Origin of the sequence: Nostoc sp. 'Peltigera membranacea cyanobiont' 213 (assembly GCF_002245975.1) — a bacterium.
GTDB lineage: Bacteria > Cyanobacteriota > Cyanobacteriia > Cyanobacteriales > Nostocaceae > Nostoc.
On the sequence record NZ_NOLI01000107.1, the window covers coordinates 1 to 19,427 of the forward strand.

Here is a 19,427-nt window from a genome sequence, read left to right on the forward strand (position 1 = left end):
GGGTTGGGGGTGGGGTTCTTGTACCTCACTTAACTGAGAACCGCTATAACAGAGTTTTACCCTTAACTGAACCGTATTGGCTTTTAACTTTTAATTGTCAAACATTTAAAGTGCATTAAGGTCAATTTTTTGCTGTTGTAATTTAGCTAAAATACTTTGCAATTGTTCTTCTGGCGTTAAGTACCTACTACTATTTTCGTCATACCAATATAGCCATTCCCGTGTTTTTCCTTGATAGGTTCCTCTTTCAATTCCAATACCTAAACCAATTTCAGACATCCAGAGTTTATCCCCTGGTTGTAAAATGTATTTACCCTCAATTAAACGATAAACTTCTAAACGTTGTCGCTTTCGTCGCAGACGTGTTGGAGCATAAATTACATAATACAAAATACCTAACTTGGCATAATCTATTTTTTTTTGCTCGTATTCACCATTGTAAGTTTGAGAAACAACTTCTAAAGCTAAAATTGGTGGGATTCCATCTTCTTCCCAAAGAACATAACTAGAACGTCCATTTTCTCCAACAAAACGTTCTACACCCAAGCTGAGAAACCCATCTGGAACAATAGCAGGGTTACTGGGTGTATAATAAATTCCCATGTTGATGCCGAAAAACCAATCATCACGGTTTTGCCAGATGAAAGCTAAAGTAGCTAATAATAAATTGGGAACTAATATTTGCAGTTCGTTATCCACAGGTGTATCGTCAGAATCAGGTAATTCTACTGATGAAGGTAGGCAATCTAGCGGATTGTAGTTGAACATAAGCATTCCTCAATCCCCAAAATCAAAATTTAAACTTATTTGCTCATAACTCAAGGGTAACTCAGGTTGCACGTCAGACACCTTTGCTTAAATTTCATCGAAAATAGTCAATGAAATAAAAGATACGAATTTTAATAAAAGATTATATTTTTTTACGCAAAAATACTTAAAAAATAAACTTTTATTTAAGGTATCAAAACTCCGTTTATTTATTTCTAAAGCATTCCGGAAACAGGAGGTAATGTCAGAAAAACTAAATAATAAGGACTTACTGAGTAACCAGGTCATGACCAACCACATAATCGGTAAATTACTACAAGGGCGTTACCAAATTGTCCAAACCCTTGGTGCAGGGGTATTTGGACAAACATACATTGCTGTAGACGTAGATTATCCACAGAGTCCCAAATGCGTTGTTAAGCAGATTAAAGTTAGCAGTTGCGAACCTGGCTACTTGGAGATGCTGAGGTTAATGTTTCTAACTGAAACTGAAACCCTCAAGCTTCTGGGAAGCCATCCACAAATTCCTGAATTTATCGCTTGTTTTGAAGAAAACAACCAGTTTTATTTAGTGCAAGAGCTAATTGAAGGATATGCACTGACTGCGGAATTACCCATTGCTCAACAGTGGGGGTGTCTGTGGAGTGAAAAAGAAGTTGTAGAATTCCTGATCGATGTCTTAGGTATTCTAGAATTTGTTCACTCTCAAGGCGTAATCCATTGTGACATCAAACCGGAAAACTTGATTAGACGTAATAGCGATGCCCTCCGCAAGTTAGTTTTGATTGACTTTGGCTCAATCCAGTCTATCGATTTTGGCATAGGTGCAGAATTGCCGATTTATAGAATTCCCGTCACCTCATTGGGATACATACCACCAGAGCAATTTATTGGTCAAACCCAGCCCAACAGCGATATTTATGCTTTAGGTATGATTGCTATCCAGGCTTTAACTGGGTTAGAACCACTACAATTAAAAGTCGATCCTCATACTAATGAAATTTTTTGGCGTTCTCAAAACACGCCAGTTAACGATTATCTAGCTGCTGTTCTCAGCCAAATGATCCGCTACGATTCTCAAAACCGTTTCGAGTCTGCGGCTGAGGTGTTGCAGGTACTCAAACAAATAGTATGGGAAACTCAGCCACCAGAAACGTTAGAAGCAGATAATCAATTTTTTCCAGAAGTGGCGATTGAAGATGATAATCCGACATCTGGTAAATTAGCCCCGCTATTTACAGGAATGAAAATTGGACTGGCGGCTAATTCTTTATTGATGGGATTTGGTGCATATTCTTTAATTAATAATGCCCCAGCATACTCAGAAACAGAAACTTTATCTAAAGCCACACAAGAATATCAAGCCGGGGATTTGCAAGAAGCGATCGCACTTATTAAATCAATTCCCTCCCACAGCAATGTTTATCCAGAAGCGCAAGCCACAATTGAAGAATGGCAAGAGCAATGGCAAGTTGCTGCCCAACAATATCAAATGGCTCAACTAGCTTTTCATGAGAGCCGATGGTCAGATGTTCTTGATGCTGTTTCTCAAATTCCAAATATTTCGTATTGGCAATCTAAAACAGATAAACTAGTTCAGCAAGCATACATCAATATTGAAGCACAGACACAAGATTTGTTAGCAAAAGCTTACGAAAGCGCCCAGATAAAAGATTTTTCTAGTGCATTACAATATCTGCGACAAATTCCTAAAGAAAGTCGGGCGGGTGCTTTAGTTCAAGAAAAATTGGCTGAGTACAACCGAAAGCGCCAGATTAGAGCAGCTTACTTTTTACAGAATGCTTACAAAAAAGCATCTATTGGTGATTTCGATCGGGCTGTAAAATTTCTCCGAAACATTCCCCAAGACACTCTAGTTTATGCTCAAGCTCAAGTCAAATTAAATGAGTATACTCAAAAGCAACGTCTGCTAGCTGACAATCAAAAGGTAGCTTCTGCAAAAAGAACAAATTCATTTATCTCTAAAAAGTCAGCTAATAAAATTGAATATCTTCAGGTAGGAAATTACCTGCAAGAAGTTAATATTCGGTAGTAATAGTAATTGTTAGATATATAGACTTGTTATATACAGCAATTTTTTAGTTTGCAAAATCTCATTTATCGGATAGGTAATTCAACGATAAACTCTATACCTTCACCAGGTTTGGAATGGTATGTAATATTGCCATGATGATTATTAACCACAATTTGGTAAGCAATCGATAGACCAAGCCCTGTCCCTTTACCGACGGGTTTTGTTGTGTAAAAGGCATCAAATATTTTTATTTTATCTGCGTTTTCTATCCCTGAGCCATTGTCGGCAACTCTTAAAATAACTTGCTCTCCAATTACCTCAGTTTTAACTTTAATCACACCATGATATTGATGAAGCGTATCAATATCTTTAGTTTCATGTGATTCTTCAATTGCATCGATTGCATTAGAAATTAAATTCATAAAAACCTGATTTATTTCACCAGGAAAACACTCAATAAGTGGCAAATCTCCATATTCTTTAATTAATTGGATGGCTGGATGATGAGCATTTCTTTTAAAGCGATGTCCAAGAATGAGTAATGTACTTTCTAACCCTTCATGCAAGTTAGCTAGTTTCTTACCAGCTTCTCTGTGGCGCGAGAAGTTGTTCAAATATGACACAATTTCTGTGACGCGTTCTGTACCAAGTTGCATTGATTTAATAATTTTCGATAAATCATCTAACAAAAAGTTAAGATCGTTTTTTTGAATTGCGGTTTGAATTTCATCTGGGGGTTCAGGCAGATATTTTTGATAGAGATACAGTAAACTAATTACCTCTTGGACATATTGTTCAACAAAATTCAAGTTGCCAGCTATAAAATTGATGGGATTATTAACTTCATGAGCAATTCCGGCTGTCAGTTGCCCTAAAGCTGCTACCTTTTCTGCTTGAATAAGTTGAGCTTGAGTCTGTTGTAATTCGGCGTTTTTAGCAATCAAGGTTTTCGTCAAATTTCTCAGCTTGAGGTGATTTTCAATCCGCACTAAGACTTCTTCATACTGAAAAGGTTTGGTAATGTAGTCTACAGCCCCCAATTGCAAACCTTTGACTTTATCAGCCGTTTCTGAAAGGGCTGTCATAAAAATGACTGGAATATCTTGGACACGAGGATTGCTTTTTAGCTGTTTACAGGTTTCAAAACCATCTATACCCGGCATCATCACATCCAGCAAGATTAAATCAGGTAAATCATCATTTTCTAATCGCTGAAGGGCTTTCTCTCCACTACGTGCTGCCCAAACTTCAAAGCTAGATTGATCGAGAAAGCTGGATAAAACTTGTAAATTTGCAGGGTTATCATCAACGACTAAAATAATTCCTCTAGAAGGAGCATAATTGATAGAATTATTTTGGTTTTCAATAATTGTTTTCATACTGTTTGCACCACATATTTAGTCAAAAAAGTTAGAATTAAATCTTCATCAAATTGCCTTGCTAGTTGCCGTAGTTCATTAGCAAATGGCGTGAAGGTTATGTCTGTTTCCTCAAGTTGATCGGCCCACTTGAGAATGGCATTGAAGTTACCTTTAGTGGCTAAGGTGACTATTTCTTGTAACACTTGGGGGGAAGGAGGGGTTAATTGAGCAGTTACTATTATTGCTTCCTTAGCTTTTTCCCCATCCGGCTGAGATTGCCTGTAAATCCATACCAAATTTAAGTATTGTTCTAGTTGATGCAATAATTCATCTAATTGTATGGGTTTGGTTAAGAAAGCGTTACCTCCAGCTTGCAGGCTGCGATTTTGGTCGGCTTCAAAGACACTAGCGGAAGAAACAATAATGAATACATCTTTAATTTCTGGAGTCTGACGGAGGTGTTTAATTAATTCAAACCCATCCATTTCTGGCATCAGCAAATCTGTGATGATTAAGTCTGGCTTGAGGGCGATCGCTTTTTCTAAACCTTCTTTACCGTTGCTGGCTTCAACTACATCAAAACCCAGTGGTTGCAGTAAGTTTGTAATCACTGTGCGATTCTCCCAGCGATCGTCAACCATCAGGATGGTGTAGGCGCTACCCTCAAAGCCAATGATTTGTTTCTCTGATGAAGCGATCGCAGATTGTACCCAGTCAATCGCTTCGGGAATCTCCAACTCAAACCAGAAGCTACTCCCCTGACCAATCTGACTCTGAACATGGATATCGCTATCCATCATCTCTACTAACTGCCGAGTAATCGCTAAACCCAGACCAGTGCCTTCAGCTTGGCGCTTTTTCTCACCTACTTGTTCAAATGGCAAGAAAATTTTGCTCAATTCTGCGGGAGTTATACCAATTCCCGTATCTTCTACAATAAAGCGAAGGCGATGTTTCAGTGTCTGTCCATCACTGGGAGGTCGATTGATTACTTCAATATTGAAAGTAACCTGACCTTCATCTGTAAATTTGATGGCATTTCCCAGCAGATTTAATAGTACTTGACGTAATCTTTTGACATCAATATGAACCCCTATAGGCAAGTCAATCGCGGGTTTATAGACAAACAAAATGCCCTTTTCTTTTGCCCGAATGTGGCATATTTCGACAATTCCTTGGAGAAAGGAGGGTAAATGCACATCATAAGGATGCAGTTCTAGCTTTTTCGCTTCAATTTTGGAGAGATCCAAAATATCATTAATTAAAGTCAACAGATGAGAGCCGCATTGTTCAATAATATTGACGTGATATTGCTCTTGATTCGGTAAAGCTGGAGAACGCAGCAAAATTTGGGCACAACCGAGAATGCCATTTAAAGGTGTTCGCAGTTCATGACTCATGTTGGCTAAAAATTCACTTTTAGCGTGGTTGGCTGTATCCGCCGCAGTTTTAGATTTTTTTAGTTCGCGTTGTTCAAATGCTTGCACTTGCCACAAGACAGTAATCATCGTGACTGTTAGTCCACCGACAATTAAGGCGATCGCATCGAGGAATTGCAATCGAGATTCGATATTTTGGCGGGGAATCACCAAAGCTACAGACCAATTAGCGGCTTGCAACGGCAGATAAGCTACATACTTTTTAGTGCCGTCAATTTCCATTAACTCAATTCCCTGTTGTTTGTTTACCATCCTTTGGGCGATCGCATTTAAATTGCGATCGCTCATTTTCAGCAGGCTGGGTGCAGGTTTTTCTAGGGTTGACATCAACGCTGAGTTAGGATGGGCGATCGCTTGTCCTTGAGAATTGAGCGCAAAAGCATAGCTGTTCGTACCGTATTCCAGGGAGTTAACAACCTCTGTAATGCGATCGACTCTCACATTACCCTGGAAGGCCCCGATCGGCGAACTACTGTTAGCAGAGTTTGACCAAATCGGGGTAGAGATCGCAATTAAAGGAATTCCTGTAGAACGGCTAATAAAGGGATCGGAAATGTTGCTCTTTCCCGCAATTGCCTTTTTAAAGTAGTCTCGATCCCGAATATTTTTATTTGATCGACCAACTTTTGTATTGGAATATGAAGCATCAGGGTTAGCTATTTGGAAAAGGAAAAATTCATTTATCCGCTTGACTTCTCCTTTTAAATACGGTTCTGCCACAGGCCAGTTTAAGGAGCGTACAGTTGAAGTATTAGCCAGGGTTTGTACCTCCACTTGGCGAACATGTAGCCACTCTTCAATTTCAGCAACCCCTCTCTTTACCTCTAAAAAAGCACTCTGTCTCAAATCTTTTAGCATCATATTTCTAGCGGCTTGATAGCTGAAATAAGCCGAAATGCTAACTACAAGGGTAGTGCCGCCAAGAATAAATCGAATCAGTAAATTTCGCGAGGGATGATTTCCTCTGTTAGCTACAGATCCGCTGGAGTTTGCTCGTATCAAGGGTTAACTCCTTAATCGCATAGTTCGGTAAGAAAAGATTCTAGGTTATCTTTAGATTGCCCAAGAAATTACCGATGCTCACAGCTTTTGGTAAAATAAACAATAAATTTATAGGAATGCCACGAATTATAAGTTTTTATCTCAAGATATGATTTAAAATCAACTAAAGTTCCAATTATTCCTTCGGATTAAGTGTTGGTAACAATTCGTAATTACGAATTACGAATTGTGTTAGCGTTACGCGAAGGAGTCCGCGTACCCCTACGGGGAAGCAAGCTACGAGACGCGATGCGTAGAGAGCATCATTAAGAATTATTTATGGTGTTGGGGACGGTGGATTAGTAGAATTAGGGACTGGGATAATTGGCACGATTATAGGCTTTGGTTTCTCGGATTGTAGTTGAATCTGGGCTTGATTGCGCCCGTCTACTGCTTGTTGGTAATTAGGCTTGTATTTTATTGCTCGATCGTAAGACGCGATCGCATCTTGAAACCGTTTTAAATTTAAGAGGGCATTACCTCTGCTATACCAGCTTTCAGAATGGTCTGGTTTATAACGAACTGCTTTATTATAAGACGCGATCGCATCTTCGTATTTTTGCAAAATGTATTGTGAGTTCCCCAGGTTATACCAGAGTTGATAGTTTCTTGGCTGAAGTGTTGCGGCCTTATTATAAGCTTTTACTGCTTCTTCATAGCGTTGATTTTGATGCAGCGACCAGCCCAAATTATACCATCCTTGATAGTTACTAGGATTGTATTTAATTACTTGATTAAAAGATTCAATAGCATCTGGATAACGTCGTAAATTTAGTAGAGTATTACCTCTCGAGAACCAGGCTTGATAATAATTTGATTTGTATTGTACTGCTTTATCATAAGCTGCAAATGCATCTTGGTAGCGTTGCAGATTAACTAACACATTTCCTAAATTATACCAAGCTTGGTCGTAGTCTGGTTTTAAATCAACGACTTTTTGGTAGGCTGCGATCGCTTCTTCATATCGGTTAGAATTCTGTAAAGCTAATCCTTTTTTATACCAAGCTTCATAATTATCTGATTTTAATTCAATCGCTTTTTCATAAGCTTTAATTGCTTGGTCATATTGGTTTAGGTTACTAAAAGCTTCACCCTTAGCATTCCAGACTTCCGAACTTTCATTATTTAATTGTAGGGCTTTGTCAAAAGATGCGATCGCTTCTTGATATCGCTGTAGATTTGCCAATACAAAGCCCCGTCCACTCCAAGCTTCAAAATAATCTGGCTTAATTTGAATTGCTTTATCATACGCAACTAGCGCTTCTTTAGATTTTTTTAATTTATACAGCGTTTTGCCTTGACCATTCCAGCCTTGAGCATAATCTGGTCTAATATTAACAGCCTTTTCATATACTTCTAATGCGTCTTGATAGCGTTGCAAATCAAAAAGTGTATTTCCTTGCTTGGATAATTCTATAGCGTTATTTGAATTAATATAATTCAAAATAGATATTGATGCTATTCCACTTACTGCGACTAAAAATATTGTTAGTAAAACTTTACCTAAAATCCCTTTTTTAAATTGAGGTTTAGTTATATTTTTGGCTGGAGAAATAGGAGTTAACGCTATTGTTTCAGCCGGTGGTAGTATTAACTCTTTCAGCCCTTGTAATGCTATCGTTGCTGAAGGATAGCGTTGTCGAAAGTCGTAACACACCATTTTATCTAAGAATTGAGCGAATTCTGGCGTTACCGTGGCTTTATCGCGCCAGATAATTTCATTCGTCTCAGCATCTTTTACTATTTCCTCTGGTGATAATCCGGTGAGAGCTTGAATAGCAATTATTCCCGTAGCATAGATATCACTGCTTAATTTTGGCGTACCATGAGCTTGTTCCCCAGGAATATATCCAGGCGTACCTATAGCAACAGTACCTTTAGCTGAACCTTCGGGAGTAATCACTTGGGTAGTAATTTGTTTAACCGCACCAAAATCAATTAAGATTAATTTGCCATCTGGGTGTCGTCTGAGGATATTTCGGGGATTAACATCACGGTGAATTACATTCTGTCGATGGACAAATTCTAGAATTGTCAAAAGTTCTTGTAAAAGTGAAATTACTTGCTCTTGACTGAGGGTTTTACCTGGTATTATTTCTTGACTCAGGTCATGACCTTCGATTAATTCCTGTACGAGATAAAATTCGGCATTTTCCTCAAAATAAGCTAAAAGTTGAGGAATGCGATCGTGAGTTCCTAATTTATATAGAACTTGTGCTTCTGTATCAAATAAACGCCTAGCCGTCTCCAAAGTTACAGGATCGTTTGCCTGCGGTTTGAGTTTCTTGACGACACATTGAGGCGAACCAGGTAATTGAGTATCATAAGCAACAAAGGTTTCACCAAAACCCCCTCCTCCCAAGTTACTAATAATTTGGTATCTTCCAACAAGTGTGTTTCCTAGCATCTCGTTTGCCTAGTTAAGTGCGATGCGATCTGATTTCAATCTTGCCACAGGTTAAGGGTTATAGGGAGAATAGGGTAGCCAGAGGAAGAATAACTAATGACTAATGACCAATGACAAATTTATATGATTCCTATTAGTGATAATATTCGTTGTTGGAATAAGCCGATTATTACTTATTGGTTAATTGGCATTAATATTGCCGTATTTTTATGGGAACTCCAACTAGAATTTAGTGAGACATTGGGGTATTTTGTCAATAGTTGGGGTGTGATTCCAGCCCAGATTAGTGCAGCAATTACAAATGCTCTCTTTTTCAACTCTGCTGCTTGGATAATTGTAATTTGGCGGGTATGTTCGTTAATTTTTGGAATATTTCTACACGGCAGTTTTAGTCAAATATTGGGAAATATGCTATTTCTGTGGGTTTTTGGCAAGACTGTAGAAAATATTCTGGGACGTAGATGCTATCTCGGATTTTATCTGGCAAGTGGTATTATAACAGAAGTTTTACAAATTCTGGCTGAACCAAGTTTGACAGTACCATTAATTGGGGCAAATGGTGCGATCGCAGCTATTTTAGGGGCTTATGTTATGAAGTTTCCTAAAGCTAAAATTGACAGTATTTTGCCGTTAATTATTGTGTATCTTCCGATCGAACTTCCAGCCTTTTTCTATATATTTTGGTGGTTTGTGCAACAATTATTTTATGGTATTGGCAGTTTAAATATTTCTCCCGTTGGCGTAAATCAATCGGGTGTTATTTTTTGGGGACAGGTTTTAGGTTTAGGGATTGGTGCGGCCTTCATGCGATTGAAAAGATGATTTATTCAGGTATGGGTAGCGACTGAATCGACTTTCAAGCAGATAAATAAGAGTGTAATTGTCTGTTCTCTCGACACGCAGGTAGCAAAATAATCAAATTTAAATTGCTATAATCCTTGATTTTTATAGCCTTTTAGAGAATTAAACACCCGTACCCTTTTTAAGCGGAGAATCGGAATCAAAGTCTCTCAATTTATCGGGGGATTTAGAGGAATTTATAACTTTTGATCCCCGTAAGAGAACTTTTCAGACATCCTCTCAACTGCTTCTCTTCTTACCGCATAATTGGACTGCCATGATGATGAACTAAATACCACTTTCCACCAAGGAAGTGAAATATATTTGTAGCTGTTGATTGTGCTTCAAGTCTTCTCCCTCCAACTACTTGGAACACATTTTCCCTCAGCACAACATAAGCAATATTATCACTTAATTCTGTAGCAATTATATCTGTGTTGATTTCGATATAAGCGGTGTTTTTAAATATCTGTTCCCAAGAGGTGCGAATCTCCTTCCAACCTCGCAGTATATTACTTCCAGGATGAATACAAAAACTACCAGTTCCTTGTGACCATACTGTACTCATTATCTCAATGTCTTTTCTTTCAAAAGCTCGATAAAAAGCTGCATTAGCCGCTAAGACTTCATCCTTCGTCATAGGTAATCAAATATTAAAAGTTAGGAGTTAAGTAACTCGGCGTAGCTATATTAAGAAATTTAAATGTAGGGTGCATTGTCGCGCAGCGCAACTCACTGCTAACAATTCCAGGTGCGTTAGCCTACGGCATAACACACCCTACTGATAATTTATCTTTCTTTATATACATTGAACTTTTATCGCCGATTTACTTATGAGTTGCTAAATTATAACTCTCAAATTTGACAAATTAGTAATTACCAATGCCTCATACCCAAAGCCCGAAGCTAAATGTCATGAAAATTTGACATGGCTGCTATTGAGCAATAGCAGCCTAGCAAACAATGTGATGAAACCATGACAACACGATCCCGAAAAGGCTTATAAATTCGTAACACAGGCAGAAAACCTATTGAAACCCCTTGATCCCTAGATATGCTTAGTGGTTAATATTGACTTAACAAACACAACTTCTCCGATCCCAAAGAAATGCTAATTTTGGCAGAACCAGGAATTGGTTGGAAGTTACCTCAATTTAAAAACAGATTAAAAAACTTAAAACTGGGCAAAACCAGGAGTCAGGAATAAGAAATTCATCTGGATGTGGATGACATTTTACATAGCATTCTTTAACCAGGGGAAATCATTTACCGCTTACACTACTGGAGGCCAAATAAATTAAATGGCAAAAGAACGCCCGCCACTAGAAGAGATGACCTTACGCCAACTACGAAGAGTTGCTAGCGAATATAGCATCTCTCGCTATAGCCGAATGCGTAAATCACAATTACTGGCATCAATTTTAGAAGTTCAGCGCAGCAAAACTTCGCTCAGTCCATCTCGTTCATTGGAGGCACAGGAAACCGTGGAAGCAGCTAAGTTTGAATTAGGTCAAGAAGATCGTACAGGTGGATCTCTGGCTGATGTTGATGAAGGACTTGCAGATTTGCCCTCTGGCTATGGTGAAAGCCGGATTGTCCTTTTACCGCGCGATCCTCAGTGGGCTTACACTTACTGGGATATTCCCAACGAACATAAAGAGGAACTGCGCCGCCAAGGGGGACAACAACTCGCACTACGGATTTATGATGTCACCGACATCGATACCGAATACCAAAGCCCCCACAGCATTCAAGAATATCCAGCTGATGAACTAGCTAGAGAATGGTATTTACCAGTTCCAGTTAGCGATCGCGATTATGCTATTGATATCGGCTATCGTGCTGCTGATGGTCGCTGGTTAGTACTAGCTCGTTCTACTAGAGTACATATTCCTCCCGTCTATCCTTCTGACTGGATTGAAGATGTCTTCATCACTGTCAACTTTGAAGAAGATTTGCGTGCTAAGACTCAGTACGAACTAGTTCCCCCCGCTAAGAAGATTGCAGCTACAGCTACAGCTACCGCGAATGGTAGTAATGCTGTGAATGCCAATGGCAACCCCATCTACGACCAAATCTTTGGTTTAGCCGAATCTGTCGAAGCGCTACGGGTTGCTGGTTCTATCTTCGGTTCGCAACACCAAGTAGCAAGTCCAGAACAAGCCCTTAGCTCTTACATTTTCCCATCTGGTGTGGGTATGTGGGCAGTTCCCACCGGGTCTGGCTTAACAGCCTCCGGTGCCGGAATGTCGGGTGTTGGCTTCTCGGCTTCCGCCGTGCCAGTGCGTCCGCGCCAGTTCTGGTTAATTGCCGATGCTGAATTGATAGTTTACGGTGCAACCGAACCCGACGCTACCGTAACCATTGGCGGTCGTCCAATTCAGCTAAATCCAGATGGGACATTCCGCTTCCAGATGTCCTTCCAAGATGGTTTAATTGACTATCCAATTTTGGCTGTAGCTGCTGATGGCGAGCAAACCCGGTCAATTCAGATGAAATTTAACCGTGAGACACCATCTCGAAATACTAACACCAAAGAAGAAGCTGTTGTAGAATGGTTCTCTTAAGTTTTGGTTATCAAATTAACTCCAAACTGAAATTTTAAATTATTCCCCGCTATAGTAATTCTGTAGCGGTTTTTTTTGTATTATATGTCAACAAAAAAATTATTTTTGTTATTTATCTTGATAATTGGTACAAGCTTATTATCAGGTTGTCAAGAGATTGAAGCAAATTCAGTCCCTAAAGCATCTAAAACTTGCCCTGGCAAAGATGCTAAATTCAGTATTGATTTTTTTAAAACCAATAATCAAGGTAAAAAAAATCTCAGAGGTATTAACAATGTAATTATTTTTAATCCCAAATCAGCAGAACTAGATTTCAAAGTGAATGTTGGTCTATCTCATAAACTCTACGCCAAAGACGCTAAAGGTAAACTCCGTAAAGAATACATCCCAAAACAGTTTCATGAACTCATTGGTGATGAAAATGCCAAACTAAATGGACAACTACCAATTGCCGCAATTAATGCCGACTATATAGGTACTGATAATAAACCACAAGGCTTAAATATTTCTCGTGGCGTAGAGTATTCAGGAATATTTAAAAATAAGCGTTCTTCCTTTGGAATATCAGGAGGTACACCCAACCAGCGACAAGCCACTATCCAAACTGGTAGAAGAAAAAGCGATATTCTCAATTACAATTTAGTGGGTGCTAATGGCAGGTTCTATCGTCAGGGTAAGTTTAAAGATATTTGTCAAGATTTGGGAGAATTTGCTTGTAAAAATGCTACCAATCGCTCTCTGGCAGCGATTACCGATGGAGGCTATGTAATCTTAATAGTTAATGACTTGAAAGCTAATTCTGATATTGAATCATCTCAACTTAATCAAGAGTTACTGCCAGATATGTTTGATAATGTCCTAGAAGGCATTGCTAGCAATAACTGTTTAGGTAAAATTCAAGAAGGAATTTTATTTGATGGAGGTATGTCTCCAGGATTGTATTATAACCAGAAAACTTATGTAGAAAATCTTGGGCCAATTGGTTCAGTTTTTTTGATTTACAAAAAATAAAATAGTTGATGACTATTTTATTTTTTACAAATTCTCAAGTTTGTTTGGATTTACCCAACGATTGACAAATTCGTGGTTATGTTTGTATACCTTAATTTGCACTTGCTTAGAACTTAACTGGACTACTTCGGCAGGAATTCTTTGGATATCTTTAGAATCTGCACGAGACTTGTAAAGCCAAATTACTTTTTGCCCTACTTGAAAGTAGTCAGAATTGCTAGTTAAAGAAGGTGCTTTTTCTGCCCAAGAGGGGAAAACAACTGCTAAATTAATTAAAAGTATTAAGACCACTAGAGTGATTTGTAAAAGTTTTACGTTCGTTGCACTTGTCTTGGATCTGCTGGGGCAGTCAATTTGCCGATCTAACATTTAACTATTCTCCTTCTTTGTTTTATCAAGGTTAAAAGGTAGGAACACTAAAACTACTTTAGGCAACTTAGCATTAGTTTGGTATTGGAATCCTGACAAAACACCTACTTTTATCTCACTAATAAATTTGAGTTTTGATAGCACTAGAGATTAGCGGAGTTAATTACTCAGGCAAAAACTTGTATTAATCACAAGGCAAGTTTGTATTTGTTTAAAGTTCAAATCTCTACTAATTTCAGGATAAAGCAACTTATAGAATAAAATCAAATAGTCTTGTTTCTTAAAACGATAAATTAAATTTATGGCCGATAGGAGTTCAGTCAAAATTTCCGAGCAAAGCCTGCACCGAATGTCAAACTGAATTCTGACTCCTGACTCCTTAATTCTGTTCGATCGAATTGTTTGTGATGCTCTGATTTGCGATCGCAATCTCTATCTCAGGAGTAATAGACGCAAAAGGACACTTTATCGTAAAAATTGCTAATATATGGTGCTTTATGAACTTTAATCTATATGGCTCACATGAGAAGCCTATTTGTGGCAAAGCAACCTAATATTGGCATACTAATTCGTGCCCTGCGGCAAGAGTTAAATCTGTCTCAAGAAAAATTTGCCGCCGAGTTTGGTGTAACTTTCCCAACAATTAACCGTTGGGAAAATGGACATGTAACACCTTCTCCTTTAGCAATACAGCGAATCAGTAGCTTACTCAATGAGTTAGGCGAACGCGGGCAAATTCTCAAGGCAACATACTTCCGAGAACAAGAGTAACCTTTGTGAGTTCGGAATGAGAATCGGCCTTGTCACCTGGGAATATGGATGATATATAGGTGACAATGAGAAAATAGTCAAAACAGCAACTTGCCTTTAAAAAGTCACGGCAGAGTTGAGATTTCAACGCTGGATATGACCTTAAATATCTTCCAAAATGACTGTTTAGCAGCATAAACGTCTAATTTAGAGGGTATTTTGACCAAAAACGACCACAGATTTATCCTTTAACCGACGCATGACCAATCGAGAGGAATTAATGAAGAACGAGTCAACGTCAGCAAGCAACGCCGACGTAAATTTCCTTCTCGGCGGAGGTGAAATGGGTGCTAGGATGCGAGAACGGGACTGGTCAAAAACCTCTCTTGGCCCAACACAACAGTGGCCGCAGAGTTTAAAGACTGCCGTGCGGATTATGCTAACTTGCCGCCAAGCGATGTTTGTCTGGTGGGGCGAAGAACTCATAAACCTTTATAATGACGCTTACAAAGCGATCATTGGCGGCAAACATCCAGAAGCACTAGGGCAGCCAGCTTCTGATGTGTGGCGGGAAATATGGGATCAGGTTGGGCCTCGCGCCGAATCAGCGATGGTCAAGAACGAGGGCACTTACGACGAAGCGCTACTGCTAATTATGGAGCGCAACGGCTACCCGGAGGAAACTTATTATACTTTTTCATATAGCCCGGTTCCTAATGACCAGGGAAACACGGGTGGGATCATCTGCGCCAATACAGACGATACCCAGCGCATCATTGGTGAACGTCAGTTGGCACTTTTGCGCGAATTAGCGGCTAGAACGGCAGATGCACGGACATTCGATGAAGCCTGTACGCTGAGTGCGAATTGTCTAGAGAGCAACCCTTACGACCTGCCTTTCGCAATGATTTATTTGGTCGATCCAGATCGGCAGCAAGTTTTTCTGGCAGGAACGTGCCGTATTGAGCAGAATCATGTAGCGGTTCCTGAAACAGTCGATCTCAATTCTGATTCAGTTTGGCCCTTTGCGGAAGTTATCAGAACCCATCAGGCAAAACTGATTTCTGATTTGGAAGTGTCTTTTAGTAGCTTACCTTGTGGCGTTTGGCAGCGATCGCCCCATCAAGCGATCGCAGTGCCAATTGCACCATCAGGTCACACAGGAAAAGCTGGTATATTAATTGTCGGCTTAAATCCCTTCCGGCTATTCGACGATAATTATAAAAGATTCATCGATTTAGTTGCGGCTCAAATTGCAGCCAGCATCGCCAACGCTCAAGCTTACGAGGAAGAACGCAAACGCGCCCAAGCCTTGGCAGAAATCGATCGCGCTAAAACTGTCTTTTTCAGCAACGTCAGTCACGAGTTTCGTACCCCTCTAACTCTAATGTTGGGGCCATTAGAGGAAACCTTAGCCAATTGTGCCACCCTGCTGCCAGCCAATGAACGAGAGCAGTTAGAAATGGTGCAACGGAATGGACTCCGCTTGCTAAAACTGGTCAACAGCCTGTTAGATTTCTCACGCATCGAAGCCGGACGGGTTCAAGCCTCTTATGAACCCACGGATCTTGCAACTTTCACCGCAGAACTCGCTAGTGTATTTCGTTCAGCAGTAGAACGCGCAGGGATGGAATTATCAGTCAATTGTCCTTCCCTTCCAGCACCAGTATATGTAGATCGGGAGATGTGGGAAAAGATTGTTCTTAACCTGCTCTCAAATGCATTTAAGTTCACAATGGCTGGAAAAATCGCGGTCAGCTTGCAGTGGGCAAACGATCGCATTGAGTTAGCAGTCCAAGATACAGGAATCGGCATCCCGGTAGAAGAAATCCCCCACCTTTTTGAACGATTTCACCGCGTTAAAGGGGCGCAAGGACGCACTTTTGAAGGTTCGGGAATTGGATTGTCACTGGTGCAAGAATTGGTGCAAATGCATGGCGGAACAGTCAAAGTCACCAGTATTCTAGGAGCAGGTAGTTGCTTTACTATATCAATTCCAACAGGATATGCTCATTTGCCTCCAGACCGGATTAGTGCGCCTCGAACCTTAGCTTCAACTGCATTAGGTGCAACACCTTATTTAGAAGAAGTCCAGCGTTGGCTACCAGAAGAGAGCAGGGGAAGCAGGGGGAGAAGAGAAGCAGGGGGAGAAGAAATTGTTCAAGAAGACGACATATATATAGATTCTTCCCCTGCCCCCCTACCTCTCCACTCCTCCCCCCGAATTCTCCTGGCTGATGATAACGCAGATATGCGTGATTACGTCAAGCGGCTGTTAGGTCAGCAGTATGAGGTGGAATCAGTCGCAGACGGTTTAGCTGCTTTGGATTCTGCTCGTGGGCGTGTCCCAGACTTGATACTGACGGACGTAATGATGCCTGAATTAGATGGCTTTGGACTGCTGCAAGAATTACGGGCCGATCCGCAAACGAGAAAAGTTCCAATCATTCTGCTGTCAGCGCGGGCGGGCGAAGAAGCACGGGTGGAAGGGTTAAAAGCGGGAGCCGATGATTATTTAATTAAACCGTTCTCATCTCGGGAATTGTTGGCGCGGGTGGAGGCAGCCCTAAAAATGGCTCGGCTCCGCGAGGAGGCAATGCAACGAGAGCAAGGGTTACGCATTGAAGCTGAGGTCGCAAAAGCCCACTTAGAGACTGTCCTAGCTGGCATTCAAGACCAGTTTTATGTGTTGGATCGGGAGTGGCGTTATACCTTTGTCAACGATCGCCTAGCAGATGTTGTGGGCATCCAAAAGAAAGATTTACTAGGTAGGATTGTTTGGGAAGTGTTTCCCGATCTGGTTAAAACCGAGTTTTATACTCAGGTTCATCGGGCAATCGCCCAACAGACAGTTGTTCGGTTTGAATACTTTCATGCTCCTTGGAAACGCTGGTTTGAGAATCGCCTTTACCCCTTTGGTGAAGGAATAAGCATCTTTGTTACAGAGATTAGCGATCGCAAACAGGCAGAGAAAGCCCTTCGTGAAAGCGAAGAACAGTTCCGCAACATGGCCGACAATGCCCCTTTCATGGTTTGGGTAACAGATATCGCTGGCTACTGCACCTATCTCAGTAAAAGCTGGTACGACTTTACCGATCAAACTGAGGAAATGGGTCTGGGATTTGGCTGGTTGAACGCCGTACACCCAGAAGATTACGATGACGCGAAGAATATTTTTCTGGAAGCTAAGAGTTACTGTTCGGCCTTTCGTATGGAGTACCGCTTACGGCGCAAAGATGGTGTGTATCGCTGGACAATCGATGCTGCTAATCCTTGGTTTGGGGTGGACGGTCAATTTAAAGGCTACATTGGCTCAGTCATTGACATTACAGAACGCAAAGCAGCAGAAGCCGAACGCGATCGCCTCCTGCAACTTGAGCAAGCTGCTAGAACTGAAGCTGAAAGAGCCAACCGGATTAAAGATGAGTTTTTGGCGGTACTTTCCCATGAATTGCGATCGCCTCTCAATCCCATTCTTGGTTGGGCTAGACTCTTACAAACCCGCGAATTTCACCAAGCAGAGATCAAGAAAGCGATTGCAACCATCGAGCGGAATGCTAAATTACAAGCGCAACTAATTGAAGATTTGCTCGATGTCTCTCGAATCTTACAAGGCAAGCTCAACCTTAATATGCTTCCTGTCAACCTAGTGCTGGTAATTGAGGCGGGATTGGAGACAGTGCGTTTGGCAGCAGAGGCTAAAGATATTCAAATTAAAACAATGCTGGATGCTTCTTTATCGCACGTTTTGGGTGATTCCGGTCGTTTACAACAAGTAATCTGGAATTTGTTATCGAATGCTGTCAAATTCACTCCTGAAGGGGGAAAAATTGCTATTCAACTGGAGCGCATTGATACTCAAGCTCAGATTACCGTCAGCGATACAGGTAAGGGGATCGACCCGGAATTTATCCCTTATGTGTTTGAATATTTTCGTCAGGCTGATAGCACCACAACCCGAAGGTTTGGTGGTCTGGGGTTAGGGTTAGCAATTGTCCGTCATTTGATAGAATTACATGGTGGTACGATTTGGGCACAAAGTTTAGGGGAAGGGCAAGGAGCTATTTTCACGGTCAGGCTACCCCTCATCAAAAAAGAGTTAACCCCAAAAGAACAGATAAATATCGATCGTTTAAATGACTCTTCTACAACTGAAATCCTTACAGGCATCGAAATCTTAGTTGTAGACGATGACGACGATACCCGTGAATTCCACACATTTGTGCTAGAACAAGAGGGAGCAAGGGTAATTGCTGTGGTATCAGCAAAAGAAGCACTGCAAGTATTGGCTGAGTCAGAACCAGATATTTTGCTCAGTGATATTGGTATGCCAGAGACAGATGGCTATATGCTGATGCGCCAAGTTAGAGCATTGCAGGCATTGCAAGCTAAACAGATTCCCGCGATCGCTTTAACTGCTTATGCTGGAGAAATCAACCAACAACAAGCACTTGAATCAGGATTTCAAAGGCATTTGTCTAAACCCGTTGAACCAGAGGAGTTAGTCAACGCAATTGCAACTCTGATTGGCAGGAATGGGAATGTCTGAGTTCCAAAAACCATTCAAAAAACACCCTTACGATCGAGAGTGTTTTGGCATTATCAGGTATATTCATAAAAATTATTAAAAATTATAGTTTCAGATTTTTTATCTAGCGATAGGGATAAATTAATCTAGCTAAAAAATCTTCCTCCCCTAGCTAATTTTCCCCTTTATTTCATAACTTAAATTCTTAATCTAACTATTCATTAATTTGCTTCATTTCACAAAAAAATAGGCAATTATTTGATAATTTAGGATAAAAATATAGATATACTGTTGAGTTAATTGATAGACTA

General features: G+C 40.4%; 12 protein-coding genes. 6 read left to right on the forward strand and 6 right to left on the reverse strand.

The genetic code is table 11. The annotated features are described in order from the left end of the window. Positions 1-105: 105 nt before the first annotated feature. Positions 106-768, reverse strand: a complete 663-nt coding sequence (locus tag CDG77_RS24170) for a Uma2 family endonuclease (RefSeq protein WP_094331905.1) — start codon at positions 766-768, stop codon at positions 106-108. A 286-nt stretch (positions 769-1,054) separates the two neighbouring features. Between CDG77_RS24170 and CDG77_RS24175 the strand changes: the two genes are divergently transcribed. After that, positions 1,055-2,821 (forward strand): serine/threonine-protein kinase, encoded by a 1,767-nt coding sequence (locus CDG77_RS24175; RefSeq protein WP_094331906.1) that lies wholly within the window; start codon positions 1,055-1,057, stop codon positions 2,819-2,821. Between the two features lie 65 nt (positions 2,822-2,886). Here CDG77_RS24175 and CDG77_RS24180 read toward each other — a convergent pair whose 3' ends face one another. The 3 genes from CDG77_RS24180 to CDG77_RS24190 form a co-directional block, all read right to left on the reverse strand. Then, positions 2,887-4,182: a hybrid sensor histidine kinase/response regulator gene (locus CDG77_RS24180; protein ID WP_094331892.1), complete on the reverse strand. Its 1,296-nt coding sequence runs from the start codon at positions 4,180-4,182 to the stop codon at positions 2,887-2,889. Beyond that, positions 4,179-6,605, reverse strand: coding sequence for a hybrid sensor histidine kinase/response regulator (locus tag CDG77_RS24185; protein WP_094331893.1), 2,427 nt, complete (start codon positions 6,603-6,605; stop codon positions 4,179-4,181). Before CDG77_RS24185 ends, CDG77_RS24180 begins: the two co-directional genes overlap by 4 nt. Positions 6,606-6,921: 316 nt before the next feature. Continuing rightward, a complete protein-coding gene (locus tag CDG77_RS24190; RefSeq protein WP_094331894.1) occupies positions 6,922-9,051 on the reverse strand; it encodes a tetratricopeptide repeat protein in 2,130 nt (709 codons plus the stop codon). A 123-nt stretch (positions 9,052-9,174) separates the two neighbouring features. Here CDG77_RS24190 and CDG77_RS24195 point away from each other — a divergent pair, with 123 nt between their 5' ends. Continuing rightward, positions 9,175-9,873: a rhomboid family intramembrane serine protease gene (locus tag CDG77_RS24195; RefSeq protein WP_094331895.1), complete on the forward strand. Its 699-nt coding sequence runs from the start codon at positions 9,175-9,177 to the stop codon at positions 9,871-9,873. A gap of 274 nt (positions 9,874-10,147) precedes the next feature. Here CDG77_RS24195 and CDG77_RS24200 read toward each other — a convergent pair whose 3' ends face one another. Further along, positions 10,148-10,531 carry a nuclear transport factor 2 family protein gene (locus CDG77_RS24200; RefSeq protein WP_094331896.1) on the reverse strand — a complete coding sequence of 128 codons (384 nt, stop codon included), beginning with the start codon at positions 10,529-10,531 and terminating at the stop codon, positions 10,148-10,150. Positions 10,532-11,192: 661 nt separating this feature from the next. Between CDG77_RS24200 and CDG77_RS24205 the strand changes: the two genes are divergently transcribed. After that, positions 11,193-12,458, forward strand: a complete 1,266-nt coding sequence (locus CDG77_RS24205) for a DUF4912 domain-containing protein (protein ID WP_094331897.1) — start codon at positions 11,193-11,195, stop codon at positions 12,456-12,458. An 84-nt stretch (positions 12,459-12,542) separates the two neighbouring features. Continuing rightward, entirely contained in the window at positions 12,543-13,469 is a 927-nt protein-coding gene (locus CDG77_RS24210) for a phosphodiester glycosidase family protein (protein ID WP_094331898.1), read from the forward strand. A gap of 24 nt (positions 13,470-13,493) precedes the next feature. On the opposite strand, the gene CDG77_RS24215 is transcribed toward CDG77_RS24210, so the two are convergent. Beyond that, the gene (locus CDG77_RS24215; RefSeq protein WP_094331899.1) at positions 13,494-13,838 is read right to left on the reverse strand and encodes a hypothetical protein; all 345 of its coding nucleotides are present in this window, start codon (positions 13,836-13,838) and stop codon (positions 13,494-13,496) included. A gap of 537 nt (positions 13,839-14,375) precedes the next feature. Between CDG77_RS24215 and CDG77_RS24220 the strand changes: the two genes are divergently transcribed. Together CDG77_RS24220 and CDG77_RS24225 are read left to right on the forward strand one after the other, a co-directional pair. After that, positions 14,376-14,609: a helix-turn-helix domain-containing protein gene (locus CDG77_RS24220; protein ID WP_317615933.1), complete on the forward strand. Its 234-nt coding sequence runs from the start codon at positions 14,376-14,378 to the stop codon at positions 14,607-14,609. Positions 14,610-14,868: 259 nt separating this feature from the next. Further along, positions 14,869-19,137 (forward strand): ATP-binding protein, encoded by a 4,269-nt coding sequence (locus tag CDG77_RS24225; protein WP_094331907.1) that lies wholly within the window; start codon positions 14,869-14,871, stop codon positions 19,135-19,137. Positions 19,138-19,427 lie beyond the last annotated feature (290 nt).

Coding starts and splice junctions, on each gene's coding strand:
- CDG77_RS24200 (WP_094331896.1), bottom strand. CDS start 10,531: ATGACGAAGGATGAAGTCTTAGCGGCTAATGCAGCTTTTTATCGAGCT.
- CDG77_RS24225 (WP_094331907.1), top strand. CDS start 14,869: ATGAAGAACGAGTCAACGTCAGCAAGCAACGCCGACGTAAATTTCCTT.
- CDG77_RS24175 (WP_094331906.1), top strand. CDS start 1,055: ATGACCAACCACATAATCGGTAAATTACTACAAGGGCGTTACCAAATT.
- CDG77_RS24210 (WP_094331898.1), top strand. CDS start 12,543: ATGTCAACAAAAAAATTATTTTTGTTATTTATCTTGATAATTGGTACA.
- CDG77_RS24195 (WP_094331895.1), top strand. CDS start 9,175: ATGATTCCTATTAGTGATAATATTCGTTGTTGGAATAAGCCGATTATT.
- CDG77_RS24205 (WP_094331897.1), top strand. CDS start 11,193: ATGGCAAAAGAACGCCCGCCACTAGAAGAGATGACCTTACGCCAACTA.
- CDG77_RS24215 (WP_094331899.1), bottom strand. CDS start 13,838: ATGTTAGATCGGCAAATTGACTGCCCCAGCAGATCCAAGACAAGTGCA.
- CDG77_RS24170 (WP_094331905.1), bottom strand. CDS start 768: ATGTTCAACTACAATCCGCTAGATTGCCTACCTTCATCAGTAGAATTA.
- CDG77_RS24190 (WP_094331894.1), bottom strand. CDS start 9,051: ATGCTAGGAAACACACTTGTTGGAAGATACCAAATTATTAGTAACTTG.
- CDG77_RS24180 (WP_094331892.1), bottom strand. CDS start 4,182: ATGAAAACAATTATTGAAAACCAAAATAATTCTATCAATTATGCTCCT.